This window comes from Delftia sp. Cs1-4, assembly GCF_000214395.1.
In the GTDB taxonomy this organism is placed as follows: Bacteria; Pseudomonadota; Gammaproteobacteria; order Burkholderiales; family Burkholderiaceae_C; genus Comamonas; species Comamonas acidovorans.
On record NC_015563.1, the window covers coordinates 1,602,195 to 1,619,736 of the forward strand.

The following is a 17,542-nucleotide window of genomic DNA, read 5'->3' on the forward strand; positions in this document are numbered from 1 at the left end:
GGTGTTCACCTGCCCCAGCAGTCGGAGACGATGGTGCCTGTCGTGGCCCCGTTGGCGCCGCGCAATCCGCTTTGCGTCAAGGTGTAGTTGCCGCACTTGTCGTTGGCTTGGGCTCCCTTGGGCGTTGCCGTCACGGTGAACGTGCTTCCATCCGTGGAGTTCAGTGAAATATCGTAGCGATTGGAGGGAACTGTCTTCAAGGATGCAGGGAAACTGGCGGTGAGCGGATAGGTTCCGTTGGAAGTTGCCGCCCGCTCAAGCCATTGCGCCGCTTGCAAAAGGCCGGCCCGCGCTTCCGCCCGATGCCCACGCCGAATATATTCGTTGTAGCTTGGCATGGCGATGGCTGAAAGTATGCCGACCACAGCGACGACGATCATCAACTCAATCAGCGTGAATCCAGCAGATCTTTTCATCATGATTTTATTCTCCAGATGCATCAGTTCAATTGCCTCCAGTTGGGGCGCAGCATCAACTCCGGGATTTTTGATAGCTTATCTTCACGCCCACTATTGCCTTTCCTGACCTGAAGAGATTTGTTGCTGAATCGAAGTTCCTTGGGGTCCGAGGTCATCCTGTTCACTGATTTGTCCTCGCCGTTGTATAGGCCATCTCCAGTCAGATCAAGAATCTGCGTTCTAGGTTTTGATCCCTGTTCGATAGTCAACAAAGTGCGAAATGGCTTTGCGGATTTAGGCGTTGGTTCACAGCTTTCTTCCGTACCTGTCGTGGCGCCTCCAGACGCAGGGACTTCACTCATGATTTCCAGAACGTTGCTGCCGTCATAGAATTCAATGGCATTGAGTACACGCTCGCCAGCTTCCGGAAGATCAAAATACCACCCTTTGACTGCGGTGCAATTTGATTTTCCTTGGCAGTCATAGATGGCGCTGTTGTTGCTCACGGCCCAGAAATCACGGTTAGAGCTTGCGAGTTCCCCAGGCTTCTTGGCGCCCTCAATCGCCTGGCTCATCAATTGAGTCCGTGAAACTGTGGCAGGTCTCGGATCTGATGTTTCCAAAACAACCTTGCCTTTGCTTGTGGCATCCTTGCTGATCGTATAGCGCGTATTGTCAATAATGGAATAAACAGTCTGTTTGGAGTCTGTGTCTGTACGATCTCCCTCAGTCAGGCTGCGTCCTGTTCCGAAAGCCACCATGAGGCCGCCGACCTGTCTGTTGGGCCTCAATACAGGAGGTGTCGTGATGGGCTGGCGGCTTGTGGCGCTGCCAGTTACTCCCGTGGAATAGGTGGCAGTGAATAATGGGCTTCCGTCAAATGCAACATTCCAGTTGGAGGCATTGTTGCTGGAGATGTCAAATTTCCAGAGATTACCGCGCAAATCTCCTGCATAGACAATATCTGGAACACCATCGCTGTTGATGTCGAGAAACTGTGGGGTTGACAGCCCATTTTGATCAGCCTCTGCGTTTTTGGGTGTTGTCACGGGTACTGCTGAAATTTTCTTGAGCTCCCTGTTTCCATCCAGATATTGAATGAGTAGAACAGGCCTCTCGTTCGTGCTGTTGTAACCGTTACCCATGATTGCCGCCCAGCGGCCATCATTGGTTTGTGTTATTTGCAAGGCTCTTTGTGGATTTGCCTCTTCAACGACAGGGGCACCAAAGATGTGGCCAATATCCGCATCTGAGCCATCAGTCTTGTCCATGATGACCAGGCTGCTCGCATTGGCCTTGCTGAAGTCGGTGGCAATCACGCCATCTGTGGTGCCGGGCTTTGTGGTATTGAGCACAAAATAACCTTTGCCGCCAGCGCCCAATGTTCCTACCAGATAGGTGGCCCAGTTTGGGGACTCCTTGGTTCCCAGATTGAGGTCACCTGTGAAAGGTGAGCCATCTACATAATATTTATGTGTGTAGCCGGTGTTGGAGAAATCTGGAAGATTTTTAATGACTCCCTGGGGAACGTATGCTATTTTCTCAGAGCCATCAATGGCAGAGAATCCATGAAGCATGCCGTCATTTCCTCCTACATAAAGCATTGGGATGCGTTTACTGTGGGTAGCTATATAGCGGGTGTAGCTGGCAATATTATATGTGAGTGACGGAGGTCCAGCATACCAGATGCTGGAGTTGACAATATCGGCCTGGCGGGATTTTCTTTGACGAAATACTCCTCCAGTTTGATTTTCCTCCTTGCTGCGATCCCCGCGGATATAGTTGACTCTGTCCTTGCCGCGGCCGTCGCTGGGCGTCAAGTTCAAGAGTGCCTGCTGTGCGGTGCTCAGCTGCGTGGTGGTTCCCCATTCAAAGGATATTCCCGTGCTTCCATTGTGTGACAGGATAAGCCTGGATGTGATGTCTGTAGCAGATAAGGCATCCAGCTTATCCGCTGTTGTCATGTGATTATTGGGGGCTGTCTTATTTGGATTGAGGCCCCAGGCTGGATTGGGTGTTGTCTTCCAGCTGATATTCTGTGAATCCTGTGGATCAACGACGGAGATTATTTTCTCGGATGCAACAAAGCCACTCCAACGATTCTTGTTGGAATTAAGGTCTTCTGCGGCGACATACCCCGATTGGAAAGACTCGGTGTTGTTGCGGCTGATGGAATTGGATGCGCTGGTAAATCCTGTCAGTGGGCTTGTATTGTCGGCAACGATGGAGCTGAAAATCTCATCAAATGCTTTTTCCAGATCGGCGCCAGTTTGCACAGGGAAGAACTTCCCTCTGCTGTTGATCGCCATATGCCATAGCTCTTCTGGACGCACATAGTCGGTGATGGCCTGGCCTTTGCGTGTTCCACTGGTATAGCTACCGTCATAATCGTCGTCGGTTGCATCGGTCCACTTCTTGATGCCTAGTATTGCATCCGTGAAACCATCTCCGTACATTCCATTGGTGAAAATGGGGTTTTTGTTCGTGTCATCCCAATTGCTTGCGCGTGCTCCGTAGCCAATGGTGTGGGTGACTAAGTGTTGCCAGGTTGCAGGGTCATTTTTAGGATTCCACTCTGGCTTTATGGTTACAGAGCTGTTCCCAGATTTGAAGGTTTCATCGGTCGATTTTTTGGGTTCAAAAGGTATCTCATTCTTGATGTTGGGCTGCAAGTCTGTGGACCAATAGTGAAATGCCATATCGGCAAGCGTAGGATATGCGAAGTAATAATCTATCTTGTTGACTCTCTGTTTTTTTGTGCCGGAGCCGTAATTATCGCGATATATTTTTGTCTGATCACTCGTGATGTCGTAAGTCAAAGTGGGGCCGTATTTTGGCGCTTCTGGAGTGGGGAGTGATTTCGTCGTTCCATCGGAATTGCCTATGGCTTCTGCATGGGAGCTGACCATCTTGGTCTGGAAATCAAAAGAATTGAAGTTGGTTGATGGTAGATAGGTATTCCAGCCACCGTCTGTCATGAAAACGTGATATGCCCTGCGGCAAGAGATGGGCTTGGTGTCAGCAATGCCGGGAGTGGCATTCCAGGGGCTATCTGCGCCCGTGGTTTTCATATACTGGCCTGCATTCCACATCATCGTATGAGAAGGAGTTCCGTCCTTTGCACTGATAGAGTCCACCCAGGCGGAGAAATTGTCCTTGTGGGCTCCTGAAAAGTTTGCCATGGCGTTGTTGCCGTCGCAACCTGACTGGTCGCTGGGGATATTGTTACACCGCCACATCGACTGCCATGCCAGCCTAAACTGATTGTCATATTTGCTGGTCTTGACCAGTACATTCTTCAGGCCACTTTTTAGCGAAGTGATACGGGCTGGCTTGCTACTGCTTGCCGAGCCTCCGTCATCATTCCAGGCCATGCTGCCCGAGTCATCGACGGACAAGACTACATTGGGAATCGGCATCTTGTGTGCGGAACCAGCGGGATACTGGGCAAAAGGTATTTCTGCCGAAATTGCCTGTGTACCTGCGAATGCGGAGAATACGGCGCAGGCCAGTGTGCGTTGCTGAAATGAAGGCTTTTTCATGATTTTCTCCGTATTTATTCGGCTAGGCTCAAAGACAGGGTGGATTGGAGGACCACCTCAGTACCGGGCTTGAGTCCCCGGGCGAGTGCCGTGATGCGATATACCCATCTTTTTTTTCGGGAAGGTGCAAAAATTTCCACATTGGCTCCTGGTGGAACGCCTTTGAGAAGTGAAATATTAGGATCCACGTAAGGCAGAACCTCTACCCAGTACCATGCGCCACGACGATCCTTCAGAGCGCTTGGTGTGGCAGTTACGTTGAGTATGGGGTTTCCACCGGTTCCCGTTTTCGCTCCGGTGAACTGTCCGTATCGTGCACCTACGTTTTCTGCAGTCATTTCTGCAAGGCGCGTGGGGTCGTGCCAAAAATCCTGTGGGTCTGCGAATTTCTGACAAATTCCTTTATAGCACTTAGAGTCGTAAGTGCCCAACGTGTTGATGAGATTGGGTAGATCCTTTGTCTCAATGTCGAAATAGATGGTAGTCAATCTTCGACACACATCGCCTTTATCTGCATCCGGCGTGCAGTAACTTCCGTTGGTGTTGACTCCGCGTATATCCATTTCAGCATCTTGCAGCATGGCCTGTGCGGCTTCGAAGGCGCGGCGATAGTCTGCATCATTGCCTACAATCATTTCGTTGAGCAGCGCCGTTCTTGATGCCCATAATGCCAAAAGCATTGAGAGTAGAACCAAAATGATAATCACGTAAAGTGATATTCCGCGCTGTTTCTGTCGACGAGCCAAATGGTATACTGTCTTGTAAATGCTTGGATTTTTCATGATAGCGCTTGGCCTTGGCTACGGATTTGAAAGGTATTCCTGAATACCATGCGCAAGCGGTTGCCACGCTTTACAGATGAGCCATCGCATTTTTTATAACTGGCTCCCGCTGTATCTATTGATTCGGATCCCTCCAGTTCCAGACAAACTTCGATGGCATACACATCACGCCATCCATTTAGCGAAGAGGATGCTGTGCTTGCACTGGCATATTTGGTTTTAGGTAAACCTGTCTTTGTGCTATCCGGATCCTGTGTCAAATACTTGATTTTCATGTCCTTGACGTTGCGTATGATCGGTTTGGGTGTGCCGCTGACCCCCGTACAAATCAGTTCGTCATTGCTTGATAGCCTGAACTTGCTTTCTATGATGTATGCGGTTGTAGATCCACTATTTTCACCCAGGCAGTCGCGCAGTTGATTGCCTTCTGCATTGGCTGTGGCAGGTGGAGTCGGGGTTAGTATCTCTTCATAGTTTTGATATCCGATGCTTAGGGCGTATTCGCTGCTGCTTGGACTATCTATGCCGGTCAGCATACTCGTGCGCCTATCGAACATTGGACGCGTTCCTGCCGGGTCCGGTGGATCAAATGCAACCGGAGTCATGGGTCGGAGTGCTTCTGAAGAGCCAAAAGAGTCGAAGTTCAATTCCAGTTGAATGGTGCCCGCTTGGCGTATTTGCTGGCCCATGACCCGAAATGCGTAAGCGGCTTGTTGCTGCAGGTTGCTGGCGTCACTAACGGTTCCAGAAACACCACGAGATATCATCAGTGCACCGATGCCTACCGCGACTGTCAAAAGGCCGATGGTGATCCCGATCATCAATTCGAGAAGGGTTGCTCCTTCCTGAATTTTCAAGGATTTAATTGTCGGATGATTTATATTTTTGGTCATCGCTGTCTCTCGAAGAGTGAACTTCAGCCGGGGCAATATAGTGGTGTTGTGCCGCTTGCTTTCCCCAAAAGAAATGGTGTGCAGCGCTGATTGGGTTGTATATATTGAATGTGGCATATCAAGCCGGTGGGGCAGCTGACTTTGGCAGATCCTGTATCTGCTGGAGTGAATGGCTCCGTGTATTTGTCATCATTACTGCCGTCTGACGCCTTGTGCTCTTTCTCATTGGCTTTCCAGCCAATCATGACTCCTAGTTGACGCCGGTTTTCTGTGGCGCTATCCACAGCACTGACGAAAATGGCTGCATCTCCTTTAGGTAGGGTCGATTTTACGGTTTCTTTCCACTGGGTAATATCATAGGCGCCCATTTCAGAGGGGGAGCATCCTTCTGGTTTGCAGCTGCCTGTTGGAGAATCTTTCCAATCACTTTGGTAAGCATCAAGATTGCCCAGGCCATTAGGGTTGGCTTGAATTTTCTCGCTCAAATCTTCTATCAGTCGAATGGCTTGGGCACGGTTGAGGCTGGTTTGCGTGTCTGCGAGATTTCGCAGTTGCAAGCCGAGTATTCCAAGAATTCCCAATGACATCACGACAATGGCGACAAGAGATTCGATCAGGCTGATGCCAGATTGAATATTGGCCATACGTATTGTTTTCATGGTGGTTCTTGGTGCTGGTGCTGCGTGGCGGATCTGCAAGCCATGATGGATTTTCATGGAAAGCAAAGGAGGTAGCCCGATTTCGACAATGCGAGATTGAAAGAAGGATTTTTCGAGATTCAGCATGTGCCATCCCCCGTATTCAATCGGCGGATCATTCCCCCTGCTGCCACGCAAAGGGTTGCAGCGGCCGAGTTGGTGGCATTTGAGCCTTGGGGGAAGAGGCGGAAATTGAAACTGCTGCTTCCGGCGCTTGCAAGCTGGCCCCAACGGTCCACCGTGATATATCCGTTGCTGCTTGCGAGATTGATTTCCAGCTTGGTAGGGGCAGAAGATGTCTGAAGCGTCAGTTCACCTGAGTCCTGGGTGGCGTTGTTGTTGGCATCGATAAAGACGGTCCAGCCGCAACCCCACTGGGTGTTGGCGTCGGCCGCAGTGCAGCCATTGCCACTGGCGATCTTTTTGAGGACGATCTTTCCACCGCGCTTGATGGCTTCTGAGCGCGCGTAATAGAGGATGGACTGAAGGTCTTCGGTTGCTGCGCGTACACGCCATCGTTCGATGAGTGGCCGAAAGCTGGGTGCTGCCAACGCAGCCAGTATGGTGATGATGGCGATCACAACCATCAGTTCGATTGTGGTGAAGCCACGTGCGACCAGCCTTTGTTGTTGGCTGGACAGGCTGGATGTGGGAGGGGCAGCGTACATTGGCGCATCCTAGATTTCTGGATGCGCGTTGGGAGTTCATTCCGGATGGATGGCTCAGGCAGCGGGATGAGTGGTGCGCTGTGTAAACCTCTGCTCAGTTCGTCAGGCAGTCGCTTGCCGATTGCTGATCGAGAGGGGGAAGGTGCGTAAACCTACCAGGTAGACGCGCTCACTCGGATCTCCTTGGGTCCTTGTGTCGCGGATGCGCATTAACAGGTCAGGAAGCTGGCACTCTGAACTTGTAAGACTACCGCCCCCAGCACTCCACCGCCGTGGTATTCACACCCAGGCCGCGCGCATCGCGCTCGCCCGTATGGGTCAGCGTGAAATCGCCGCATCGGTCATTGAGCTGGGAGCCACGGCGCGTGGCGATCAGGGTGTAAGTGTCGTCGTCGTGGCCGCTGGTTGCCAAAAAGTCGATGGTGTAGCGCTTGCTGGAATCACGGGTCCAAGTCAGGTCTGCAGGCAGCTTGGTTGGGTAGACCCCGTTGGCCGTGGCTGCGCGCTCCAGCCATTGCTGGGCCTGCAGCAGGCCTGCGCGGGCATCGGCGCGGTGGACTCCGCGGATGTATTCGTTGTAGCTGGGCACGGCGACGGTGCCGAGGATGACTATGACGGCCACGACGATCATGAGTTCTATGAGTGTGAAGCCCGGGGGAGGAGGGCGGCGCATTGTGCGGCTCATTTCATTTGGCGCCAGCTGGGGCGCAGGGATTGCTCGGGCATGCGGGCGAGGACGTTGAGGCGGCCATCGGTGTCGTAGCCAATGGCGTGATGGCCTTTTTTGAGCAATGTCTGGGATCCCCCGGAGACGGTTGCGCGCGAGGCTTCCTGATCGGCCGTGTCGTAGACGCCGTCGCCGTTGCTGTCCATCAATGGAACACTGGGCCGCTTGCCATCCATGATGTTCATGAGCGTCAGAAATTGGCTTTCCTCGCTCACACTGCAGGCGTCAGCGGGGCGGCTTATGGCTTCACCAGGACGCCTGGAGGGTCTGGCGGGTATCTGGCTGTAGATCGCGAGGAGGTTGCTGCCGTCGTAGAAGCTCATCGGCTTGAGCAGGCGCTCACCTGACAGGGGAAGGTCCATGTACCAGCCTTTATGCCGCGTCCAGTCGAGGTCGGTGGCGGAGTCCACTCGCCAGGTGCCACGGCCTACGATCCCTTGCGTCTGAGTGTTCACCGAGCGTTTGGCCAGCTCACCGAGGCCGGATACAGGGGCTGGACGCTGCCCTGCAGGCAGCTTGCACTCAGAGTCCGAGTCACCCTTGCAAGGCTGTACCCGGCCGTCCGCGAGCAGCTTGTAGCGGGTGTTGTCGAGGATGGAATAGATGCTCTGCACCGCCGTGTTGCCAGTGTCCTGCTGGTTGATGTTGCGTCCTGTGCCGAATGCCACCAGCATGCCGCCCACAGTCACGCGTTCATTGCTTCCCGAGGGTTCTGTGGTGACGCTGTACCGGTCATTGGCGCGTACGGACGCAGGGGCGGTAATGGGCTGGCGCAGTGCGCGAGAGGCCGTTGGCGAACTGCCACCCATGGCGGTGTACAGCGGCCGGCCGTTGAAGGCCATGCCCCAAGCGGAAGAGGCATCGCTGGCGATGATGAATTTCCACAGATTGCCCTGGAGGTCGCCCGCATAGACCACATCGGGCCGGCCATCGCCATTGATGTCCACGAGGCGTGGGGCAGAGAGCCCATTGTTGGTAGTCTCCGGTGTGGTGCCGGTGGGGATGTCGCCTGTGGCCACGATGCGCAGCAGCTCCTGGTTGCCGTCGAGGTACTGGATCAGCAGCACGGGGCGCTGGTTGATGCTGTGGTAGCCGTTGCCCGTCACCAGAGCCCAGCGGTTGTTGTTCAACTGCGTGATCTGGATGCTGCGTTGCGGGTTGGCATCGTCCCGCACGGGGGCCGCAAGGATATGGCCCAGGTCCTTGTCTTCCTGGCAAGTGGTGCGCTGCCAGAGGTCGGCGGAGATGGCGCAGTCCCCAGGATCGCTGTTGCGGGTCTGGGTGCGGTCCAGCAGGACCAGCGTGCCGGTGCCGTGTTCGTTGAAAGCCTCTGGGTGCGTGATGTCCAGCACAAAGTAGCCTTTGGCACCGGCGCCCGGCATGCCTGCCAGCACGGTGCGCCACTGTGGGGATGCATGGCTGCCTGAGTTGATGTCGCCGCTCATGGCAGAGCCATCCACGAAGTAGCGATGCCGGGTGTCGTAGTCGAGGTCGGAAAGGCGTGCCAGCCCCGAAATCACGCCACGGGGGATGTAGGCGATCTTCTCGCTGCCGTCAGTGGCAGAAAAGCCGTGCAGCATGCCGTCGTTGCCGCCCACGTAAATCATGGGCTGGCGCTTCTGCTGGGCTAGTGCATAGGCCGCGTAGCCCGGCAAAGGCGAGTTGTCCACGGGGTGGCCGGTGTGCCAGATCTGGGAGTTGACGATATCGCCCTGGCGCGAGCCGCGTTGGCGAAAAGGGTGGGCCGGGCCAGGGCGCGGCGGTTGTCCCGCAGCTTCCATGCGGCGGTCGCCACGTATGAAGTTGAACCTGTGCTTGCCCAGTTTGTCTGCCCTGCCTTCGGCATCGACGCTGAAAGAGGCCTTCTGGGGGCGGTCCAGCTCATGCCATTTGAAAGACACGCCCCTTTGCAGTCTGTCACTCCAGGTCAGGATCAGGCGTTCATTGAGTACCTGTTGATCACTGAGTGCATCCAGGTGGTCAGCCGTGCTTTTGCCTTGCCAGCCGGCTGCTGCGGTGATGCTCCCGTCGGCTTGGACCGTTTCTGCGCTGATCCAGCCGCTCCAGGCAGCTTTGGCACTGTAGCGGGCCGTGAATATGTCCACGCCTGCCTGTGCAATCACGCTGCCGTTGGACGTGGCGGAGCTGCTGCGGCCCTTGGCATTGGCTGGCTGGCCTGTCAGGCAGTCTTCAATGGGCGTGGCAAATTCTTTGTCTTCTCTCTGTGCCAGGGAAACTGGCGTACCTGCCTCAGAGAAACGTTGAGCCTGGCTGTTTTGCGCGGCCAGGACGGCGGCGATCACGGTTGGCAGCAGGAGGGGGCGGAACTCAGGTTGGAAGAGATAAGGCATGTCAGACGTTCTGAATCAGTCGCGGCGCTTCTGGCGGACATAGGTCTGTTGCAGCACCACCTGGGTGGCGTTCTTGCGGCCGTGAGCGATGGCTGTGATGCGATAGATCACCTGGGGCTGCATGTAGAGGGCCAGACGGGGTGAGTCGTTTGCGATGAGACCTGAGTTCCCTGCGTTGGCGTCATAGGGCAGGATCTCTATCCAGTACCACGCCCCCTTTCCTGTCTCACGGCTTGCCAGGATGGGATTGCTCTTGCCCTCAGAAATGGCGCCCGTGAACTGGCCGTAGCGTGCGGCTACATCGGTGGCGGTCATCTGGCTCAGCGTGATCCCTTTGGTCTCGTCCACGTTGTTCCAGAAGTCCTGAGGCCCTGTGCGCTTGGTGCACAGGGCGTCTCTGCAGCTTGTGGGGGTGGCTTGGTTCAGGTTGGCCAACAGCAGACCTACCTGCTGGCTTTCCTGGGGAAACTGGGTGATGGTTGCAGCGTTGCGGCAGACGGATGGACGGCTGCTGTTGGCGATGCAGGCGGCGCCGTTGGCCTGTTCGCCTCGAATGTCCAGTTCGGCATCCTGCAGCAATGCCTGTGCAGCTTCGAGGGCGCGTTGGTAGTCGGCATCGTTGCCCACGAACATTTCGTTGAACAGGGCGCTGCGCGATGCCCAAAGTGCCAGCAGCATGGAAAGCATGACCAGGGTGATCACGATGAACAGTGCGACGCCTTTCTGGCGCTGCGCGGCACAGGTGTGGGCATGCCGCATGCCTGCTGCTTTGGCGGTCATCCAGCCATCCCCTGGCTGCGCAACTGATACACGCTGCGAAAGACCATGTGCAGGCGCCGGGTCCTGGGCGCCGGCAGTGTGGTCATGTCGATGGATTCGGCTGTGCCGTCACTGCTTGCGCAATCGGTGTAGCGGCTGTCGACGGGCATGTTGATGACTTCGGTTCCGAAAAGCACCAGACAGACCTCGGCGGCAACGACGCGTGACCAGTCCTGGCCCACGGCGGCTGCGTTGACGTACTGCAGGCGTGCATCACCTTTCGGCGACTGGATCAGATAGCGCACCTGGAAGTTGGCGACGTTCTGGGCCAGTGGCTGGGCTCCCGCAGAGGGTGCTCCGGTGCAGCGCAGGGTGTTTTTGCGGGTGTCCAGCGCAAAGCGGCTCAGGATCAGGTTGTGGCTGTTGGCCTGGCCCAGGCAATTGCGCTGCAGTGAAGTTTCGATGGCCGAGCCGTGCAGCGGTTGCGTGTAGTTGCTGTAGCCCACGGTGAGCTTGTATTGAGCGCGGCCTGGCGCATCAAGGCCCAGGATGGTGTCGTGCGCAGGGTCGAAATCTTGTGCGCTCGCCTCGAATGCAACGGGGTCCGCCACGTCAACGGTGTCTGTTCCCTTTTTTGCAGACGAGAGAAGCAGCCGAAGAGACCCCGCCTGCCGGATCTGCCGGCCCATGACGCGGAAGATGTGGGATGCCTGCTGCTGCAGCTGGCTGGCATCGCTGACGGTGCCGGAGACGGCGCGTGATGCCATGAGTGCGCCCAGGGCCACGCCGATGATCAACAGTCCCAGGAGAAGGCCCACCAGCAGTTCGACCAGGCTCAGGCCGCGTTGATCAGGCTGCATAAGCGTTGCGGCGGCGATGCGGGTGTGCTTCATGGGCTTGCGCAGAAGAACTGGACTGCGTTGTTGGCAAGATATGGCGCGCAACGAGCGCTGAGCGCTATGTATTGCAGGTGGCAGGTTCTGCCGGTGGGGCAGGCCATGGCTTCGTCGCCGTGTGTGCCATCGCTATGGAGTCCGATGGGTTTTTTGTAGTCGGCTTTGCTGGATTTCTCGTTTTCACGCCAGCTGATCACGATGCCCAGGTGCCGTCCGTTGCTGGTGTCGTCTGCTGCAGGGAAGACCTTGGCGGCTCCGCCTGGCAGCAGTTGGTGCACGGAAGCCTTCCACAGCGCGAGGTTGTAGCTGGCCAGCGTTTCCGGGTCGCATGGTGTGGCGCTGCAGTCGGCGGTGGATTCAGGGGTGTGATCCCAATCGGATTCGTAATTGCCCATCTGCCCGAGGGAGTTGGGATTGGCGTGGGTGCGCTCGCTGAAGTCTTCGATCAGCCGGATGGCCTGAGCGCGGCGCACGCCGCTTTGGGTGTCGGCCAGGGTGCGCATCTGCAGGCTCAGGATTCCCAGAACACCCAAGGCCGTGACGACGGTGGCAACCAGGGTTTCAATCAGGGTGAAGCCTTTGGCGTGCCGAGCGTGGGTACTTGTCAGGCGCATGGAATGCCCTCCCGGCCGACCACCCGGATGCGTCCGCCGGCCGAAACGCAGATGCCTTTCGCTGCAGCAGAGACGAGGCCGGCGGAAGACGGGGCGACAGCAAAGCCCATGGCCGTGAATCCACCCATTTGTCCCCATCGGTCCACACTGATGATGGCGGCGGATCTGGAGCGGATGACAAGGGTGCGAGCGGGAGTGTCGAAGCGCTGTAGTTCTTCCCGGGGATCCCAGCGCTTGTTGCCATTGCGGTCAATGAACACTACCCAGCCACAGCCCCAGTCCGCGTGACGTGCAGCCAGAGTGCAGCCGTTGGTGCCTTGGGGTAGTTTCTGGATGAAGACGCCGCCCCCGCGCCGGACGGCTTCGGAGCGCGCGTATTGCAGCGTCGACTGCAGGCCCTCCACGGTCTGGCGAACGCGCCATCGCTCGATGATGAGGTGGAAGCTGGGTGCTGCCAGCGTGGTGAGCACGGCGAGGATGGCGACGACCACCATCAGCTCGATGGCCGTGAAGCCTTTTGCGCCCGGGTGGGCCTGAGGCCAGGTCGATGACATGTCTTGAATCCCTCCCCCACGATCTGCTTGCGAAGCGCTGGTTGTTTTTGCGCGCTGCTCAATCTATTGGGGTTCTTCGTGCATGTCTTTCGGACAAATCTGTTTCTGTCCTCAACAATTAGGAGTCATACCGTTGGTGCAGAGTCATCCGGCATGACGATGCGTCAAAAAATCCAATGGTGACAAGGTATTGCCGGCTTTGCCGCTATCGGACTCCGGGGTAGGACTGTTTTTTTGTTGGGGGAACGCTCAGCGCTGCTGTCTGCCGGGTGGCGGCCGGGTATATCCGGTGCATGCCCCTGCGTTGTGCCGGCCCTGGCATTCGCGGTACAGCCGCTTGTCGCGTTGCTCGGGCGATTCCTCGGAACTGCTGCGCTGGGTTGGAACACGGACCCGCTGTCCGCCTTTTTTGCGCTTGGCGCCTTGCGCGGCCGATGTGTCGGAGCGGTGAGGGCTCGCCTGGGCCGGCAGGGCCAGGCATAGGGCCGCGACCAGGCAGAGCAGGGTGCATTGCTGCCGATGTGCGCGCCAGGTTGCAGCAGTGAATGAAAAACGCGTCGCCATGGTGTTGCCCTCCCGTGATCTATGAATGTCTGCAGGTTTCGCGGCATTCTGGGCGGGCTGTCGGCCGGCGCGGTGTGGGGCCACAAAGCATGTGTGGAAGCTGGACAGGGCGCGCTTGTTATAATCCCAGGGTTTTGCATGGTGCAAGACGCACGTCGGGGCCTTTCCAGTCCCGGCGCAAGTAACCAAGGCTGCCTCCCTGCTTTTGTCTGTGAGGGGCCAATTTCAAAGGAAAAAAAATGATCGCATCTTCCGTGAAGGCTGAAGTCGTCAAGTCCAACGCACGCTCTGCCAACGATACTGGCAGCCCAGAAGTGCAAGTGGCTCTGCTGACCGCACGCATCAACGAGCTGACCCCTCACTTCAAGCAACACGCCAAGGACCACCACGGTCGTCGCGGCCTGCTGCGCATGGTGAGCCGTCGTCGCAAGCTGCTGGACTACCTCAAGTCCAAGGACGCTGATCGCTACACCGCACTGATCGCCAAGCTGGGCCTGCGCAAGTAAGCACGGTGGGAGATCAAAACGCCTGAGTTAGCCTGTCTAGCTCAGGCGTTTTTTACTTCGGAGAATGCAAGACAGAGCGAAGCTGTGTCATTCCAGTGCTGCTGATTTGATAGCAGTGAATCCAGCACTGGAATGGCATCGTGTTCTGAATTGCTCTCCATCATGGCCCGATGAGTGCATCGGTCCACCCATTCCAAAGGAGCAACAATGTCCATCTTCAACAAAGTCACCAAGACCTTCCAGTGGGGCCAGCACACGGTCACCATGGAAACCGGCGAGATCGCCCGCCAGGCTTCCGGCGCCGTGCTGGTCAACATCGATGACACCGTGGTGCTGGCCACCGTGGTGGCGTCCAAGCAGGCCAAGTCCGGCCAGGACTTCTTCCCGCTGACCGTCGATTACATCGAGAAGACCTACGCCGCAGGCAAGATCCCCGGCAGCTTCTTCAAGCGCGAAGCCAAGCCCAGCGAACTCGAAACCCTGACCAGCCGCCTGATCGACCGCCCGATCCGCCCGCTGTTCCCCGAAGGTTTCTACAACGACGTGCACGTGGTCATCCACACCGTGTCGCTGAACCCCGAAGTCGATGCCGACATCGCCGCCCTGATCGCCACCTCGGCTGCCCTGTCCGTGTCGGGCATTCCCTTCAATGGCCCCATCGGTGCTGCCCGCGTGGGTTACATCAATGGCGAGTACGTGCTCAACCCCGGTCAGACCCAGCGCAAGGATTCGCAGATGGATCTGGTTGTGGCCGGCACCGAAGCCGCCGTGCTGATGGTGGAGTCCGAAGCGCAGCAACTGCCTGAAGACGTGATGCTGGGCGCCGTGGTCTTTGGCCACGAGCAAGGTCGCATCGCCATCGAAGCCATCCACGAGCTGGTGCGCGAAGCCGGCAAGCCCGTCTGGGACTGGGTTGCTCCCGCCAAGGATGAAGAGCTGATCGCCAAGGTGGCTGCACTGGGTGACGAAGCCCTGCGCACGGCCTACCAGATCCGCAACAAGCAAAGCCGCACGCAAGCCTGCCGCGAAGCCTACGCCGCCGTGAAGGCCGGCCTGACGGCCCAGGGCGTGGAGTTCGACGGCGTCAAGGTCGAAGGCATGCTGTTCGACATCGAGGCACGCATCGTTCGCAGCCAGATCCTGGCCGGCGAGCCGCGCATCGACGGCCGTGACACGCGCACCGTGCGCCCCATCGAAATCCGCAACTCCGTGCTGCCCCGCACGCACGGCTCGGCCCTGTTCACGCGCGGCGAGACGCAGGCCCTGGTCGTGTCCACGCTGGGCACCGAGCGCGACGCGCAGCGCATCGACGCGCTGGCTGGCGAGTTCGAGGACCGCTTCCTGTTCCACTACAACATGCCTCCCTTTGCCACCGGCGAAGTGGGCCGCATGGGCTCGACCAAGCGCCGCGAAATCGGCCACGGCCGTCTGGCCAAGCGCGCCCTGGCGGCCTGCCTGCCCAGCAAGGAAGAATTCCCCTACACCATCCGCGTGGTGTCGGAAATCACCGAGTCCAACGGCTCCTCGTCCATGGCTTCGGTCTGTGGCGGCTGCCTGTCGATGATGGATGCAGGCGTTCCGATGAAGGCCCACGTGGCCGGCATCGCCATGGGCCTGATCAAGGAAGACAACCGCTTCGCCGTGCTGACCGACATCCTGGGTGATGAAGATCATCTGGGCGACATGGACTTCAAGGTGGCCGGCACCACCAGCGGCATCACTGCGCTGCAGATGGACATCAAGATCCAGGGCATCACCAAGGAAATCATGCAGGTCGCCCTGGCCCAGGCCAAGGAAGCGCGCATGCACATCCTGGGCAAGATGCAGGAAGCCATGGGCGAAGCCAAGGCCGAGATCTCGTCCTTCGCTCCCAAGCTGTACACGATGAAGATCAACCCCGAGAAGATCCGTGACGTGATCGGCAAGGGCGGCTCCACCATCCGTGCACTGACCGAAGAGACCGGCACGCAGATCGACATCGGCGAAGACGGCACCATCACCATCGCCTCCAGCGATGCCGCCAAGGCCGATGAAGCCAAGCGCCGCATCGAAGAGATCACGGCCGAAGTCGAAATCGGCAAGATCTACGAAGGCCCGGTCACCAAGATCCTGGACTTCGGTGCTCTCGTGAACCTGCTGCCCGGCAAGGACGGTCTGCTGCACATCAGCCAGATTGCCCACGAGCGCGTGGAGCGCGTCGCCGACTACCTGCAGGAAGGCCAGATCATCAAGGTCAAGGTCATGGAGACCGACGAAAAGGGTCGTGTCAAGCTGTCGCTGAAGGCGCTGACCGAGCGTCCTGCCGGCATGGAGCGCAGCGAGCGCCCCGCGCCTGCCGAGCGTGAGTTCCGCCAGCCGCGTGAGCCCCGCCAGCAGCGCGAGTTCCGCGAGCCGCGTGAACCCCGCGAGCCCCGTGACGGCGGCCGTCCGGCTGCCGAGGGCGAGCAGCAACAGCAACAGCAGCAGTAATGCCCGGCAAGGCCATTCCCCAAAAGGGGGTGGCCTTGCAGGTGCATGTGGTGACTGGCAAAAAGCGCTGACCTGTTCAGCGCTTGTGGCATTTTTGACAGGGATTGCGAGGTCGAAAGATGGAAAAGCAAATCATGCGTGCCGTGGAACTCACGGACTTTGGTGCTCCCGAGGTATTGCGCCTGGGCGAGCGTCCGCTGCCCGTTGCGGGTGCGCAGGAGTTGCTGATTCAGGTGTCGGCCAGTGGTGTCAATCGCCCTGATGTGTTGCAGCGCAAGGGGCACTATGCTCCGCCGCCGGGCGCCTCCGATCTGCCCGGGCTGGAAGTGGCTGGGGTGATCGTGTCGGGCGACGACGAAGCCATGCGGCTGGCAGGCCTGCGCGTGGGAGACCGCGTGTGCGCGCTGCTGGCCGGCGGTGGCTATGCGGAGTACTGCGTTGCGCCTGTGGCCCAGTGCCTGCCCATCCCGGCAGGGCTCAGCGAGGTGGAGGCTTCGGCATTGCCCGAGACCTTCTTTACCGTCTGGAGCAATGTGTTCGACCGCGGTGCCTTGCAGGCGGGCGAAACCCTGCTGGTGCAGGGTGGCAGCAGCGGCATCGGCGTGACGGCTATCCAGCTGGCCAAGGCGCGCGGCGCAACGGTCATCGTGACCGCTGGCTCCGACGCCAAGTGCGCCGACTGCCTCAAGCTGGGTGCCGACCATGCCATCAACTACCGTACGCAGGACTTTGCCGCGGAGGTGCAGCGCATCACCGAAGGCAGGGGCGTGGACGTGATCCTGGACATGGTGGCGGGTGGCTATGTGGCGCGCGAAGTGCAAAGCCTGGCAGAGGATGGCCGCCTGGTCATCATTGCGGTGCAGGGTGGCATCAAGGCAGAGTTCGACGCGGGCCTGGTCCTGCGTCGCCGTCTGCTGGTGACGGGCTCCACACTGCGTCCGCGGCCTGTGGCTTTCAAGGCGGCCATCGCACAGGCCCTGCGCCGCGAGGTCTGGCCGCTCATCGAGGCAGGCGGCATTCGTCCTGTGATCCATAGCACCTTTGCTGCCGCTGATGCCGACAAGGCGCACGCGCTGATGGAGTCGAGTCAGCACACCGGCAAAATCGTTTTGACGTGGTAA

At 58.0% G+C, this 17,542-nt stretch carries 15 protein-coding genes; 3 read left to right on the forward strand and 12 right to left on the reverse strand.

The features are described from left to right. Nucleotides 1-5: 5 nt before the first annotated feature. The 12 genes from DELCS14_RS07115 to DELCS14_RS07150 all read right to left on the reverse strand — a co-directional run bounded on the left by DELCS14_RS07115 (nt 6) and on the right by DELCS14_RS07150 (nt 12,882). Complete coding sequence (locus tag DELCS14_RS07115) at nt 6-440, reverse strand: type IV pilin protein (RefSeq protein ID WP_269784347.1); 435 nt, start codon at nt 438-440, stop codon at nt 6-8. Further along, complete coding sequence (locus DELCS14_RS29725) at nt 440-3,940, reverse strand: PilC/PilY family type IV pilus protein (protein ID WP_013801047.1); 3,501 nt, start codon at nt 3,938-3,940, stop codon at nt 440-442. The genes DELCS14_RS07115 and DELCS14_RS29725 overlap by 1 nt, the downstream gene beginning before the upstream one ends. Nucleotides 3,941-3,954: 14 nt before the next feature. After that, nucleotides 3,955-4,722: a PilX N-terminal domain-containing pilus assembly protein gene (locus DELCS14_RS29445; protein WP_013801048.1), complete on the reverse strand. Its 768-nt coding sequence runs from the start codon at nt 4,720-4,722 to the stop codon at nt 3,955-3,957. Then, a complete protein-coding gene (locus tag DELCS14_RS29730) occupies nt 4,719-5,615 on the reverse strand; it encodes a PilW family protein (RefSeq protein WP_013801049.1) in 897 nt (298 codons plus the stop codon). Before DELCS14_RS29730 ends, DELCS14_RS29445 begins: the two co-directional genes overlap by 4 nt. 23 nt (nt 5,616-5,638) lie before the next feature. After that, nucleotides 5,639-6,400 carry a type IV pilus modification protein PilV gene (gene pilV, locus DELCS14_RS29450; RefSeq protein ID WP_013801050.1) on the reverse strand — a complete coding sequence of 254 codons (762 nt, stop codon included), beginning with the start codon at nt 6,398-6,400 and terminating at the stop codon, nt 5,639-5,641. Beyond that, nucleotides 6,394-6,981 carry a GspH/FimT family pseudopilin gene (locus tag DELCS14_RS29455; RefSeq protein WP_013801051.1) on the reverse strand — a complete coding sequence of 196 codons (588 nt, stop codon included), beginning with the start codon at nt 6,979-6,981 and terminating at the stop codon, nt 6,394-6,396. Before DELCS14_RS29455 ends, pilV (DELCS14_RS29450) begins: the two co-directional genes overlap by 7 nt. 247 nt (nt 6,982-7,228) lie before the next feature. After that, nucleotides 7,229-7,654: a type IV pilin protein gene (locus tag DELCS14_RS07125; protein WP_013801052.1), complete on the reverse strand. Its 426-nt coding sequence runs from the start codon at nt 7,652-7,654 to the stop codon at nt 7,229-7,231. A gap of 8 nt (nt 7,655-7,662) precedes the next feature. Next, nucleotides 7,663-10,059, reverse strand: coding sequence for a PilC/PilY family type IV pilus protein (locus DELCS14_RS07130; protein WP_013801053.1), 2,397 nt, complete (start codon nt 10,057-10,059; stop codon nt 7,663-7,665). Nucleotides 10,060-10,074: 15 nt separating this feature from the next. Then, complete coding sequence (locus DELCS14_RS07135) at nt 10,075-10,839, reverse strand: pilus assembly protein (RefSeq protein ID WP_013801054.1); 765 nt, start codon at nt 10,837-10,839, stop codon at nt 10,075-10,077. Continuing rightward, nucleotides 10,836-11,711, reverse strand: a complete 876-nt coding sequence (locus DELCS14_RS07140; protein ID WP_013801055.1) for a PilW family protein — start codon at nt 11,709-11,711, stop codon at nt 10,836-10,838. The genes DELCS14_RS07135 and DELCS14_RS07140 overlap by 4 nt, the downstream gene beginning before the upstream one ends. After that, on the reverse strand, nt 11,708-12,328 hold the full coding sequence (gene pilV, locus DELCS14_RS07145) for a type IV pilus modification protein PilV (protein ID WP_013801056.1): 621 nt from the start codon (nt 12,326-12,328) through the stop codon (nt 11,708-11,710). The genes DELCS14_RS07140 and pilV (DELCS14_RS07145) overlap by 4 nt, the downstream gene beginning before the upstream one ends. After that, complete coding sequence (locus tag DELCS14_RS07150; protein ID WP_013801057.1) at nt 12,319-12,882, reverse strand: GspH/FimT family pseudopilin; 564 nt, start codon at nt 12,880-12,882, stop codon at nt 12,319-12,321. Before DELCS14_RS07150 ends, pilV (DELCS14_RS07145) begins: the two co-directional genes overlap by 10 nt. An 803-nt stretch (nt 12,883-13,685) precedes the next feature. On the opposite strand from DELCS14_RS07150, the gene rpsO reads away from it, so the two are divergent. The 3 genes from rpsO (at nt 13,686) to DELCS14_RS07165 (ending at nt 17,542) form a co-directional block, all read left to right on the forward strand. Continuing rightward, the gene (gene rpsO, locus DELCS14_RS07155) at nt 13,686-13,952 is read left to right on the forward strand and encodes a 30S ribosomal protein S15 (protein WP_012206984.1); all 267 of its coding nucleotides are present in this window, start codon (nt 13,686-13,688) and stop codon (nt 13,950-13,952) included. 207 nt (nt 13,953-14,159) lie between these two features. Continuing rightward, the gene (gene pnp, locus DELCS14_RS07160) at nt 14,160-16,421 is read left to right on the forward strand and encodes a polyribonucleotide nucleotidyltransferase (protein ID WP_013801059.1); all 2,262 of its coding nucleotides are present in this window, start codon (nt 14,160-14,162) and stop codon (nt 16,419-16,421) included. A 119-nt stretch (nt 16,422-16,540) separates the two neighbouring features. Further along, nucleotides 16,541-17,542 carry an NAD(P)H-quinone oxidoreductase gene (locus DELCS14_RS07165; RefSeq protein WP_012206982.1) on the forward strand — a complete coding sequence of 334 codons (1,002 nt, stop codon included), beginning with the start codon at nt 16,541-16,543 and terminating at the stop codon, nt 17,540-17,542.

Coding starts and splice junctions, on each gene's coding strand:
- DELCS14_RS29725 (WP_013801047.1), bottom strand. CDS start 3,940: ATGAAAAAGCCTTCATTTCAGCAACGCACACTGGCCTGCGCCGTATTC.
- DELCS14_RS29730 (WP_013801049.1), bottom strand. CDS start 5,615: ATGACCAAAAATATAAATCATCCGACAATTAAATCCTTGAAAATTCAG.
- pnp (WP_013801059.1), top strand. CDS start 14,160: ATGTCCATCTTCAACAAAGTCACCAAGACCTTCCAGTGGGGCCAGCAC.
- DELCS14_RS07140 (WP_013801055.1), bottom strand. CDS start 11,711: ATGAAGCACACCCGCATCGCCGCCGCAACGCTTATGCAGCCTGATCAA.
- DELCS14_RS29455 (WP_013801051.1), bottom strand. CDS start 6,981: ATGTACGCTGCCCCTCCCACATCCAGCCTGTCCAGCCAACAACAAAGG.
- DELCS14_RS07130 (WP_013801053.1), bottom strand. CDS start 10,059: ATGCCTTATCTCTTCCAACCTGAGTTCCGCCCCCTCCTGCTGCCAACC.
- DELCS14_RS07135 (WP_013801054.1), bottom strand. CDS start 10,839: ATGACCGCCAAAGCAGCAGGCATGCGGCATGCCCACACCTGTGCCGCG.
- DELCS14_RS07115 (WP_269784347.1), bottom strand. CDS start 440: ATGCATCTGGAGAATAAAATCATGATGAAAAGATCTGCTGGATTCACG.
- rpsO (WP_012206984.1), top strand. CDS start 13,686: ATGATCGCATCTTCCGTGAAGGCTGAAGTCGTCAAGTCCAACGCACGC.
- pilV (WP_013801056.1), bottom strand. CDS start 12,328: ATGCGCCTGACAAGTACCCACGCTCGGCACGCCAAAGGCTTCACCCTG.
- DELCS14_RS07165 (WP_012206982.1), top strand. CDS start 16,541: ATGGAAAAGCAAATCATGCGTGCCGTGGAACTCACGGACTTTGGTGCT.
- DELCS14_RS07125 (WP_013801052.1), bottom strand. CDS start 7,654: ATGCGCCGCCCTCCTCCCCCGGGCTTCACACTCATAGAACTCATGATC.
- pilV (WP_013801050.1), bottom strand. CDS start 6,400: ATGCTGAATCTCGAAAAATCCTTCTTTCAATCTCGCATTGTCGAAATC.
- DELCS14_RS29445 (WP_013801048.1), bottom strand. CDS start 4,722: ATGAAAAATCCAAGCATTTACAAGACAGTATACCATTTGGCTCGTCGA.
- DELCS14_RS07150 (WP_013801057.1), bottom strand. CDS start 12,882: ATGTCATCGACCTGGCCTCAGGCCCACCCGGGCGCAAAAGGCTTCACG.